This is a genomic window from Serratia sp. HNCC26DJ244 (assembly GCF_057180565.1).
Genome location: NZ_JBXUGO010000006.1, coordinates 207526 through 219458, shown reverse-complemented (window position 1 = coordinate 219458; position 11933 = coordinate 207526). Strand labels below are relative to the sequence as shown.

Below are 11933 nucleotides of genomic sequence, written 5' to 3'. Positions count from 1 at the left end.
GCGATCGTCAGCGTCAGGTAAATCGACACTATCAATTAGCGGTTCAAAACCTGTAATCATCGCATCGGGAACCGCTGTATTCATCAGGGCGGCGGTGCGTTTAATCTGTTCCGGGGTTAAATCAGCCCTCTTTGCCAAAAGGTTCCGCTGCCATTCATCTTCAATAGTGGCTGACCATTTCGGCTGATACAGCCCAGTCAGCCCTAAGCGGATCAGTAAATCCCGTAGAAATGACGGGTAAAGTACGCAAGCATCTAAAACTACGGGATAAGGTGTGTGGTTCATTAGTAAAGTCCAAGCTCCTGGCTTAGATCTGCCAACTCCTGCATTGATTGGTTGCTTTCCCTATCTCGCTGATCTTTGTACTTCATCAAATCGGCGAAAAGCACGCGGCGGTGGCGACCTGTTTTATGAAAAGGCAGCTTCCCATCTTCCAGCAGTTTCACCATGTGAGGGCGTGAAACATTCAGAATATTGGCTGCTTCCTGCGTCGTTAATTCTGCATGTATAGGAACAACTTGAACCGCGTTACCGAGGGCCAGTTCACCTAAAATCGACATAAGCAGCGTCAGTGAAGACGTTGGCAGTTCGATCTGGTGGGTTATGTTATCTGCGTCCTGAATTGCAATTTTTTGTGTTTCCATTTTTGTGGAGAGGTAGGCAGCAAGCTCCCTTTGTCCACGTACAGCTGCCTCAATCTCCCCTTTAGCCGGAAGGCTAAGGCTATCAAGAATTGAGTTTGTCATTTTAGTATTCCAGTTATCTAGTTGATTTAATTGTATATATGTGTGTGTGATTTCAGTTTATGGTTTCAGTATGTAATTTCAGTTTTAGTGCTACAGCAGCTGTTACTAAATAGATTAATCGAAACAAACGAAAAACGCAATAAACGAAACATACGAAATGCACACGTACGCCGATTAGAGACGGGGCGGCACCCTAGCCGTTTCGGTCTTTGATTCATTGTTCGCAGCCGAACAATATTATCTGTTCGGCCTTAACGCCGTGTTGCCAAATCATCTCTAAGACGTAATACCCGCTCATCGCCCATAGCAGACCTGACAGCCCATCAATCTGCCCGTTTCGTGCCATAAGTCCACACTGCATTAATTAGCACGGATCGGGTCAAATATGGGAAGTGATGGCTTAAGTGGTGAATGATAAGGCGGCGCAAGAGTTTTGTGCGATGGGAAAGTAGATTTGCTTGTCTGGCTCCCTCTTTGATGAGGGTGCTATAGGATAACCATCTGTTTTAATTTGCTAAATTTTCTTAAGCGACTTTGCCCGAGGCGATTAAAGGCTTTCTCAAAGCGATTTGACCGGTAAACCTCAATTTCCTGACCTGTCTTTTCTGCGCACATATTTCTTCATTCTCCCGTTGTCCATTTTTGATTTCGCCAGCAGGATTTCGTTGATAAAGGAAAACGGTAGATCGGGGTTGTCCTCAGCAATCCGGCCAATCTTAGCCCAGTGCTCAATCTGTTTGGGCACGCTACGGCTCATCGCGTCTGCGTCTATTTTAACTTCTTTAACAAAATCATCATTTAAGCGGATGCTTGTTGTCATTTTAAACCTCATGATGTAGTCACCCGAGCCTGTAAGGTATTGGGGTGGTTTCAATTGCTACGTCAGTGTTTGACGCACTACAGTCGTTATTGCGCGACAAATTGCCGCGCAATGCAACTTAATTACGCGCGGAGCTAGTAGGAATGCCAAGTTTTGGCATTAAAATCATTCGATTAAGCCCCCCTAAGCGGTGGCTTTTTTATTGGCTTATTGGTCAATGTCCCCTTTTTGTCCCCCCATTTATTTTTTTGGCCCCAAAAGCCCTGGGTTTGGTGTAACCGAACATCTAGCAATCGATGCCGCCTTGTTTACTGCGGGGAGTGACTATGCATGACATTGGCATTTGTCAGCGGCGTTTTGCTCCGTTTTGGGCGATAAAAAGGCCTGGGCTCCCAAAACGCGTTTTATGCATTTTAGGCTATGGGAAACGGGCATTAGGGTAAATTAGCCATACTTACGGGCAAATTCTTCGTCTGAATTGCACAGGTAAATAATAAACTCAATAAAAGCAATTATTGCAGGGATAAAAGTCCAGCAGAACAGTAGGTACAAGAAGCCTTGACCAACTTTCCCGAGATAGAATTTGTGGACTCCCAACCCTCCGAGGAAAAACGCCAGTAATGCTGCTGAGATGCGGTTTTTAGAACCCTGCTGGCCGCTTACTTGTGTGGCCCCACAGTGTGGACAAGCTTTTGCTGTTTCGTGAATTTCTTTACCGCAACCACGACAAAAAACCATTCTTCAACTCCCTTCTATTTTAAATAACCAATAAAATGGTTCTTGATATTGAAACCGATAAAATCTTTTACAGTATGTATTCAAACAGATAGCCAGTGCAATAACATCTTGTGGATCATCTCATCAGCCTCCCCACTCCCCCCCAACAATCTACGCTCGGCATACTTTACCTTCAGCCCTTTACGGCTGGGCGATTCCGTAGGCCGTAGTGGTGAACTCGGGCAATGCGCTGTACCTGGCCGGGGATGTTGGGGCGGTACCTTCTGGTGGGTGACCAGTGACAATTTAATTGATAGGATATTTATTCACCTATCTATTCATCTATTTATTCACCTATCTATTCATTAAGTGATTCAACATTATGCCTACTCGCTCAGAAACGATACGCCAGTTGCTCAGCCAAGAGCCGAGAACGGCAAGGCAACTAATTGAAATAATGAATATTAGCCAGCCAACAATGTCCCGTGCATTGAAGAGTCTTGACGATGACATTGTTCGAATTGGGGCTGGTCCATCTATTCAATATGCCCTACGCGATGCCTATCGCGGATTCAGGTCTGCGCCCATTTACCACATCACCGATGAAGGGCGCGTTAAGCCCCTTGGCGAGCTCATTCCAGTTCGTCCGGGTGGGTTTGTTATGGTGCAAACCAACAATGAGAGTCGCCATAGTGATGGGCTACCCTGGTGGCTGTTTGACATGCGACCACAAGGGTATCTCGGGCGGGCCTATGCATCGGCCTATGCGGCTGAGCTCGGCCTGCTGGCGAATCCAGAGCAATGGGCAGACGCGGATATGATTAGGACATTGCTTGCACACAGTCATGATGCTATCGGCAACCTGCTGATAGGGGAGCAGGAACGGGACCGTTTCTTGGCAATGCCAATACCCACCCCAGTTGAGCGTGCCACAACCTACCCCAAGCTGGCATTGGCGGCTGATGCCGGTGAGGCACCAGGGTCATATGCAGGCGGTGAACAGCCGAAATTTTGCACTTATACAGAACGCGGTCATGTGTTAGTGAAATTCTCAGCTCCAGACGATAATCCGGTTAGCGAACGTTGGCGCGACCTTCTGTTGGCCGAGCACTTGGCACTAAGGGTGCTGGGTGTAGAAACAGAGGTATATGATTTTGGTGGTCATCGCTTCCTCGAGATCCCCCGGTTCGACCGCGTTGGCCAACTAGGTCGTCTCGGCGTTTGCTCGCTGCGGGCACTTGATGCGGAGTTTGTCGGCAATGCCAGGGCCCCTTGGCCTGTTCTGGTCAATAGCCTAGTTGCGGAGGGGCTTGTCCATCCTGATGCCGCCGCCAGCACCGCTCGGCTTTGGGCATTCGGGATGCTAATTGGCAACACCGATATGCACCACGGGAACCTGTCGTTCATCAATAGCCATGGCCGCCCGTATCACCTCGCGCCAGCCTACGACATTCTGCCTATGGGGTTCGCCCCCAGAGCAAGTGGCGCAATCGTGAACGAGCTTCGACCGGCGTCACTACCGGAAGTGATTAGCGGGGATATCTGGCGAGAGGCACTGGGTTTGGCGGAAAACTTCTTGGTTATCGCCAGCGGTTGCAACCGCTTCTCCGCCAATTTCACTCCATGCCTTGAGGCATTACACCACCACCTTGACGAGGCCAGATCGCGTATCGCCCGCCTAGGATAAAAAGCGAGTGTAGTGGCATGGTTAATTTAGCCCCAAGAATAGAGGTGATGTCATCACCTCTACCACTAAACAAGCCACAGAACGACTAACCAAACGAGGCGGGTTTTCTGCTCACTATTTCTTCAAAGTGATCTGTTTTAATGCATACCATAAGCGCTCTTTATCGCCCTGTTTTAATTGAGCTTGATCAAGCTCGCTCATAAAGGCGGTTGGGTCGGTAAATGGCTGCCCCTTGGTTAATTGGCTACTGATATCAGCTAGAATGCGCGTGTTTAAGCCGCTAAGTTTTGCTCTTACCTGTTCCAGTGGCGCAGGCTGCCAACCTTTTTCTGGCATCGATAGCCAGTCTGCACGGTAACGATATTGAATCGCCTTGGCAGCATCCATTTGCGCTTGTATAAAAGGTTTTACCGACTCACTATCCAATCCTGACTTTTCTGCCTCAAGCACTGAATTGGCTAATACTTTGGCCTCCTGAGATAAATCCTCAATGGCAAGATGATGGTTCTGTTTGTATCCTGCGACGTCCTTCATATAAGACAAACGCTGGTTAATCAATGAAGCCACATCGTCGTTTTGCGTTGATGTTGGTGTTGGTGTCGCCATCACGGTTGCAGAAAAAAATAACCCCGCCAACAGCAGCACTCTTCCAAATACTTTACTCTCCATTTAACTTCACCTCTTTTTCAATTAGTCGGTTCATATAGGTAAACAATGCTGAGTATCACACCAAGTTATTCGTAGAAAGAATAATGCACAACCTCATGGCAATCCAATAAACGCCCGTTTTGTAGACGCCATCAGGCACAGGAAAAATTCATCGGCCTTACCGTACAACCCAACACCAAGGCTTTGTACTGCAATCAACCCAACAAATAACCATGGCGAAATGTTTATCGGTCTAGCCTTAAGAGAGAGGATCCATGCCACTGTATTATCAGCAGCATGGATTTATTTTTGATTGTGCCGCAAATTATCACAGCACATTATCAGTCAATGTATTACCGACTCATTTGACTGTCACGGTGACGGGTGCCGTCTCATTCTGTGCCGCATCAATAGCACTGATCAAGTAAGTATAACTTTGATCCTGATTATTACTGTCCTGATAATTGAAGTTATTACCTGTCCCCCGCCATACTTTGCCAATGATATTTTTTGGATCGGCAAAGATGGTACTTGGCTTGCCGGTACCACGGTAGATCACATAGTAGCGTGTATCGTTATCCGCGCTGTCCGACCAGCTAAAGGTATTTTTACTGTCGGAATCAAAGTGAGCTTGCTGCGGCAAAGCGGTCACTTTTTGATCCAGCCAAGGTTTGCTCGGTGGCAGTGTCGGCGTACTGAGATAAGTTTGCGACAGCAGCTCAATAGAGGTGTTCTTCGCACCGTAAGCCGCCTGCTGTGCCACAGGTTGTGACGCAACATTAGACACTAACAGGTCGTTATAGCTGAAGAAAACACTGCCAGAAACATTCTTAAGCTCCTGATTATACAAAATTTGATTAGGGATCTCATTAGAGTTCATCCAAGCAGCATCAGCGGAGGCATTGGAAACATGCTTGTAATTGGCATGACCGATATAGAGTTGCGTGTGTGAACCGTCCATCTGGTTATTCCACCAAGTGGCAAGTTCACCATAAGGCGCTGCCGCTTGATCAAAACTCCAGTAAATCTGTGGCACAACATAGTCAATCAGTTCTTCCTTAACCCACTTCCGGGTATCGGCAAAAATACTACCACTGTATGACTGTGAAGAACCGAGCGGTGTATTAGAACCCAGCTCATTACGCCCTTTATGTTCCCAAATACCAAACGGACTGATGCCTAACTGCACCGCCGAACCCTTATCCTGATTATGCTTAGTGATGACACTTTGCACGCCAGTAATCAGGCGAGTGATATTATCGCGGCGCCAATCCTCTATCCCTTGCGGTGTATCAGGATACTGGTTATTAATCAGACCATAGGCTTCGAATGTAGCCCGGTCCTCGCCTTTATCCCCAAACTGCACAGTGGCACCGTTAACCGAGATGCGGTAAGGATAAAAATAATCATCAAAATGGATGGCATCAACATCGTAGCGGCGCACGACTTCTTCCACCGTATCAACTACATGTTCAATGACTTCAGGGATTGCCGGATTTAAAAAGAATTTTTCGTCAAACATTAATACCCATTGTGGGTTTTTCGCCGCAAAATTATCTGCAGACAGAATACCTGCGCTCACCAGATAGCCAATCTGCTGTTCTGTCGTCGAGGATAAGATTTGTTGAGTAGACAACCCCAGCGAATTAGTTTTCAACAGGCTGCTAATTTTGATATTGGTCACCCGGTAAGGGTTAAACCAGGCATGATATTCCATACCACGCTGATGGGTCTGTTCAATCATCCATGCTAGGGGATCATAACCAGGATCTTTACCCTGCTTACTACTGAGAAACTGTGACCAAGGGTTAATCTCGGAATCGTAAAAAGCATCCAGCATCGGGCGTATCTGGAAAATCATCGCATTCATATTCAGTGTGCTAAATCGGTCCAGTATGCCCAAATAGGTTTTCTTAAAGGTATCCTCACTATTGACAAGCGGCATATTGAGATTACTAATGGTCGCTACCCAAGCGCTTCTGAAAGCATGTTTCGGTGCAATATAATTATCAGGGATACTGATAAACTGATTGGCACCTTTATAAAGATCAACGGGAATATTAGTATCGTAACCGTAAGTTCCGTCACTGTTTTTAACATATTTATACAAAGGGGAATAAGTTTGTACCGGCTTATCGGTATCGTCAGTATCGGTATTGCGGTTGTCGGTATTGCCGTTATCGGTGTTGCCGTTATCGGTGTTGCCGTTATCGGTATTGCCGTTATCGGTGTTGCCGTTATCGGTGTTGCTGCTGTCGGTATTGTTAGTACCATTATTCGCTGTCGTTTCGCCAGAGTCACAACCAAACAGCATTCCCGTAGCGAGAACCAGTGCAATCATTTTTGCGGTGATAGAAAAAGTGCTGTTATACATTTCAGTGTCCTTGAAGGTTTGATGATATAAGGCCGAGCTAACTCCTTGCTAATTCAGCCTCTGAAAATGTCATTACCAAGAATAATTAACACGACGGAGTACAAGCGGAAATCCTGCTGGTTATTATCTCCGTGAGTAATGGTCACTAGCTGATTATTTTTAGACTTATCCCAATGGGTGGTTTCCCATGCCATATTCGTCCATAAAGTCATCTTGGCAGTTAGGTTATAGTTAACAATCAAGCCGAGCCTTAACTCACCTAAATCAGCACTGTTAGTCGTTTCCCCCGTTAACGGGTTATAGCTTAGGAAAAAGCGAAAGTATGGCTGAAGGTTCCAGTCTTCGTTAATCTTTGTGGGGAAGTAGCCTCGGAAAGGACCATCACGCATGCCACCATGGCTATTATTCCTATCTTATTCACTGTCTTCCCTCTCCTCATCCATATAAAATAAGAATAATAAATTCCAAAGCATAAAACAAACTAATAAGTTAATATTTTGTTGTTGATCACATTACGAGGGTTCTGCTCTCCTTGAGACGCAGTCCTTAGAACAAGGAGACCTAATTGACTAAAGTAAAACATCATTCCAATGAAATTCGCCATACACCATTCATTGGCCTTTCACGGCTGTGGTCAAAATGCATACCCTGGGCAACTAGCTCCTTTAGTCAACATTGCCGATGAGATAATCATTGTCGATTCAGGGAGTTCTGACCCCACACTGACGATTTGCCAGCGATTTGGTTTGGTAACGCGTCATCACCCTTACGCCACCCATCGTGCACAGATAAAACATTACCCCCGCCCTTGGTTCTGAGTGCTATGATAATCGTTACTCAGTCGGTTTAAGAAGGTCAGGTTGATGAGTAACAGCCCAATAAGTGGTGATGCTCCGTTTGGAGCCTTACTAGGATATGCACCAGGTGGCGTCGCCATTTATTCCTCAAATTACGCTAGTTTAGCTCCTCGCCCGCCCTCCATAGATGTCTCATTTCGCAGCTATATCAATAACGAATACATGGGTCACAAGTGGCAGTGTGTCGAATTTGCCCGCCGTTTTCTGTTCCTGACCTATGGCTTTGTCTTTACCGATGTCGGTATGGCCTATGAAATTTTCTCACTACGTTTTTTGCGCCAGGTCGTCAATGACAACCTGTTGCCATTGCAAGCCTTTGCCAATGGTTCAAAACGACCACCGCTGCCAGGTTCATTGCTGATCTGGCACAAAGGGGGAGAATTTAAACATACCGGCCATGTGGCAGTGGTTACCCAACGGGTGGACGATAGAGTCCGCATTGCAGAACAAAACGTGGTTCACACGCCATTGCCACAAGGGCAACAGTGGACACGCGAGCTGAAGTTGGTAGAAAACCAGGGCCATTACACTATCGAAGACAGCTTCGATGACACCACCATTCTCGGCTGGATGATCCAGACCGATGACCGTGAGCATAGCCTGCCACAACCAGCATTGCCGGGGAAAGCATTGGTGATTGAAAGCGCACGGCTGGAAAATAACGGGCAATACGCGGGTAAATGGCTCAACGAGCAAGATCCCCTGCAGGCGGTCTATATCGAGTCCAAAGGGCACTTTATTAATAAAGATCCCTGCCAGTATTTCACCATCAGCCAACGTGCCGAGCAGGAGTTGGTCAAAGCCACCAATGAACTGCACCTCATGTACCTGCACGCCACCGATAAGGTGATGAAGGATGACAACCTACTGGCGCTGTTCGACATTCCTAAAATTCTATGGCCACGGCTACGGCTTTCCTGGCAGCGTCGGCGTCATGATATGATCACCGGGCGCATGGATTTCTGCATGGATGAGCGCGGTCTGAAGGTGTACGAATACAATGCAGATTCAGCCTCTTGTCACACCGAAAGCAAGCTGATCATCGAGCAATGGGCAAAAACCGGTTACCAAGGCAAAGGCTACAACCCCTCCCAAGAGCTATTAAGTGAATTGACCGGTGCCTGGAAGCACAGTAAAGCGCGTCCCTTTGTGCATATCATGCAAGATAAGGATCTGGAAGAGAACTACCACACCCGCTTTATGCAGCAAGCCCTCACTGATGCTGGGTTCGGCAGCAAAATTCTTAACGGGCTCGATAAACTCAGCTGGAATGCCACCGGGCAACTGATTGACAGCGACAATCGACTGATCACTTGCGTGTGGAAAACCTGGGCATGGGAAACCGCCATCGATCAGGTGCGCGAGGTCAGCCCAAGCGAATATGCCGCCGTGCCTATTTATACCGGCCACCCACACAAAAAAGTACGCCTTATCGATGTACTGCTGCGCCCTGAAGTGATGGTTTTTGAACCACTATGGACCGTGATCCCGGGTAATAAAGCGATCTTGCCGGTGCTCTGGCAGTTGTTCCCTCATCATCGTTACCTGCTGGAAACCGATTTTGTGCTCAATAACCAATTGGCGAAAACTGGCTATGCGGTGAAGCCTATTTCTGGCCGCTGCGGTGACAATATCGATTTGGTTAGCCATGACGATAAACTGCTTGATCAAAGTTCCGGTAACTTCCTCGATCGTAAAAATATCTATCAACAACTCTGGTGTCTGCCTAATGTTGCTGGCAAGTATATTCAGGTTTGTACCTTTACGGTCGGGGGTAACTATGGGGGAGCCTGCTTGCGTGGTGATGACTCGCTAGTCATTAAAAAAGAGAGCGATATTGAACCGCTGATGGTTGAAAAGCGTTGAAGGAATTAGCCTTGTGACGTCACTCTAGCCAATCAAGTAGCAAGGCTCATCAAAGAGCCTTGCCATTGGTACCACCGATATTAACACCACCAGCATAATAATAGACGCTTTAATTGACCAATATCGTTAATATACCTGAGCCATTAAAGCTCCCGGCCACTGCAACGTTATTCGGGTGATACACTGAACGGAGCTTGATAGTCTGAGTGCCGGCTATATTAAGCGTTCTATTATATTGATTGGTGAAATTAGCAATATCAAACAACAGTTCGCAACTCCCACCGCTGCCACATTGGGTATAATTAGTAGTCATACCTGGCACGGGGTTACTTCCCATTAATTTAATACTCACACTGGGGCTCACCGCGCTGCAGGTAATATTTAAAGCATAATCACTGGTTGGATAGGAAGTAACACCCTCCGTCAAGTTTATTGCCCCATGGGAAAGGTTGATTACTTCAGTACTATAGCCACACAAACTATTGATGGTTAAACTGACGGGTATATTCATCAGTGTACCCTGTGCATATACCAACTGAGGTGCGCTAGCTGCAACTGTTCCAGAGGTATTGTTATCCGTTTTTACCTCTTCAAAGCCAAAATAAAATGGTACATTGAAGTTATATTGACCAGGTATAGCTGAACCACGATCTACCGAAATATTAATACTAGCATCTTGCCATTGAAAATCAATTTGCGAGTGCTGGGTTCCAACAGCAAAACAATTTGCTTGATTCCAGATAAATTCACTTTGGGTCTGATTTATACTCGCACTATAGCCCGCAGGTACAGGCGCATTATTACCATGAGCCCGCCAGCCATTACTTCTTGGTGGTGCTATCGTTAACTTGATACCTTGATAATTAAATGTAGTCGGCATTAACAACCAATTGGTTTTACTCCCCCCTACCTTTGTGTTATTTAGATGGAAGCCCGAGCAATTAGAAGCAACAGCTCTACCGGGTAATAGTGCTGAATTGGCAGAAATTACAGAAGTTCCTGTGTTCGTATAGTCATTAAGCACAATACTGTTTGCAAAAACGGCTGGTGGTGTCGTTAATACCCACATGAAGTTTTGATAAGCGGCATTCACGGTAATAGGCAAGCAAAAAAAAGTGTATATGATTTTATTAATCATGCGGCATCACCCTTAGTAATTAGGCCCCTATAATATATTTAGCGACATGTAATACTAGTGCTTCTGGTGCTGACAATCCACCCTGCCAATAAAATAACAATAATGTGAAATTTTAGACACATTAATTTCTTCCCGCACAACTTTAAGAGGAATACCCTAATAATAAAGAAAATAAAGAATAATATTCTGTTTTGGTGAAAATCAGCTCGGCGAATTATCGCTACTTACTTTCTCTATCCATTGACCCCAAAAAGGTTTAATTGAGACCCGATCGACAATAAAATCAATAAAGCTACCCACTTTATCATCCTGATAATGGCCAGGATGATAGAGCGCGAAAAGGCTGTATTCCTGTTCTCGGCACATTCAAGCCTTAACCCCCAACTGATTAAATTTTAGAGGGTGAAAACTATCCTACCAGAGGGGGTTCTTTAGCCGCATGGTCCAGTAAAACAGGTAATAATTCGCCCTGAGCGATATAATCACCCAGCATATAGGTCGGTAAATTAACAATTCCCTGATGATGAAGCGCCGCCTCCAGTAAACCTAACGAATAGTGGTACTCCAAACTTTTTCCCGTTAGGTCTGAGCGAATAATTAAACTCATCTCAACAAGGACGCGATTTGAACAGAACCATTACGCTAGCTGCAAGACAACTGACCTGCTTATTATCCTTGATGTTTTTTGTCACCTCTAGCTGGTCTGGAACCACATCTCTACCGGAGCTGACCCCTGCTGAAATTATGCTGCGTGACGCAAAGCCCGAGCTGGTTTTTAGCCGTACTCTGGCGGGGAAAAATACCCATCTGGTGGTACAAGATTGCGCGGTGTATAAAATTGATGGGGATGCGAAAAATGGGCAATTGTCTAAAGTGTTTGAACTTGAGCCTGCTTTTTTATCTTCCTGTAATCGGCAATTTCTTAAAGCTGAGAATGGGGCGGTTACCGTCTGGTTGGGGCGAATAGCATTCGGTGCCGGGGGGTGCTGTATCGTTGGCGGAAACTTTAGAACTACTGATGGTCTGCATTGGAAAAAGATAAGCCAATCCTCCAGCCCTTACTGATCTACCCACAAAGTT

11 protein-coding genes and 2 pseudogenes are annotated in these 11933 nt (G+C 46.2%); 3 read left to right on the top strand and 10 right to left on the bottom strand.

The window, feature by feature from the left end; all coding sequences use genetic code 11:
- The 5 genes and pseudogenes from AC2A06_RS07750 to AC2A06_RS07730 form a co-directional block, all read right to left on the bottom strand.
- Nucleotides 1-285, bottom strand: a pseudogene (locus tag AC2A06_RS07750) (PIN domain-containing protein); the annotation flags it as partial.
- Complete coding sequence (locus AC2A06_RS07745; RefSeq protein WP_484379902.1) at nt 285-746, bottom strand: helix-turn-helix domain-containing protein; 462 nt, start codon at nt 744-746, stop codon at nt 285-287. The gene AC2A06_RS07745 and the pseudogene AC2A06_RS07750, both read right to left, overlap by 1 nt.
- 583 nt (nt 747-1329) lie before the next feature.
- Nucleotides 1330-1566 (bottom strand): ParD-like family protein, encoded by a 237-nt coding sequence (locus tag AC2A06_RS07740; protein ID WP_484379901.1) that lies wholly within the window; start codon nt 1564-1566, stop codon nt 1330-1332.
- A gap of 444 nt (nt 1567-2010) precedes the next feature.
- Complete coding sequence (locus tag AC2A06_RS07735; RefSeq protein ID WP_473196727.1) at nt 2011-2304, bottom strand: TM2 domain-containing protein; 294 nt, start codon at nt 2302-2304, stop codon at nt 2011-2013.
- A gap of 80 nt (nt 2305-2384) precedes the next feature.
- Nucleotides 2385-2545, bottom strand: a pseudogene (locus AC2A06_RS07730) (phage virion morphogenesis family protein); the annotation flags it as partial.
- A 120-nt stretch (nt 2546-2665) separates the two neighbouring features.
- Here AC2A06_RS07730 and yjjJ point away from each other — a divergent pair.
- A complete protein-coding gene (gene yjjJ, locus AC2A06_RS07725; RefSeq protein ID WP_484379900.1) occupies nt 2666-3970 on the top strand; it encodes a type II toxin-antitoxin system HipA family toxin YjjJ in 1305 nt (434 codons plus the stop codon).
- Between the two features lie 114 nt (nt 3971-4084).
- Here the strand turns inward: yjjJ and AC2A06_RS07720 are convergent, their stop codons facing one another.
- From AC2A06_RS07720 to AC2A06_RS07710, 3 genes are all read right to left on the bottom strand, one after another.
- Nucleotides 4085-4639 (bottom strand): chorismate mutase, encoded by a 555-nt coding sequence (locus AC2A06_RS07720; RefSeq protein ID WP_484379899.1) that lies wholly within the window; start codon nt 4637-4639, stop codon nt 4085-4087.
- Nucleotides 4640-4979: 340 nt separating this feature from the next.
- Complete coding sequence (locus AC2A06_RS07715; protein WP_484379898.1) at nt 4980-6992, bottom strand: family 10 glycosylhydrolase; 2013 nt, start codon at nt 6990-6992, stop codon at nt 4980-4982.
- A 53-nt stretch (nt 6993-7045) separates the two neighbouring features.
- A complete protein-coding gene (locus AC2A06_RS07710) occupies nt 7046-7381 on the bottom strand; it encodes a hypothetical protein (RefSeq protein ID WP_473196720.1) in 336 nt (111 codons plus the stop codon).
- A 474-nt stretch (nt 7382-7855) separates the two neighbouring features.
- Between AC2A06_RS07710 and gss the strand changes: the two genes are divergently transcribed.
- Nucleotides 7856-9715: a bifunctional glutathionylspermidine amidase/synthase gene (gss, locus tag AC2A06_RS07705; RefSeq protein ID WP_484379897.1), complete on the top strand. Its 1860-nt coding sequence runs from the start codon at nt 7856-7858 to the stop codon at nt 9713-9715.
- A 109-nt stretch (nt 9716-9824) separates the two neighbouring features.
- On the opposite strand, the gene AC2A06_RS07700 is transcribed toward gss, so the two are convergent.
- Nucleotides 9825-10853: a hypothetical protein gene (locus AC2A06_RS07700; protein WP_484379896.1), complete on the bottom strand. Its 1029-nt coding sequence runs from the start codon at nt 10851-10853 to the stop codon at nt 9825-9827.
- A gap of 409 nt (nt 10854-11262) precedes the next feature.
- The gene (locus AC2A06_RS07695) at nt 11263-11421 is read right to left on the bottom strand and encodes a hypothetical protein (protein WP_484379895.1); all 159 of its coding nucleotides are present in this window, start codon (nt 11419-11421) and stop codon (nt 11263-11265) included.
- A gap of 56 nt (nt 11422-11477) precedes the next feature.
- Between AC2A06_RS07695 and AC2A06_RS07690 the strand changes: the two genes are divergently transcribed.
- A complete protein-coding gene (locus AC2A06_RS07690) occupies nt 11478-11918 on the top strand; it encodes a hypothetical protein (RefSeq protein WP_484379894.1) in 441 nt (146 codons plus the stop codon).
- The last annotated feature ends 15 nt before the right edge of the window (nt 11919-11933 follow it).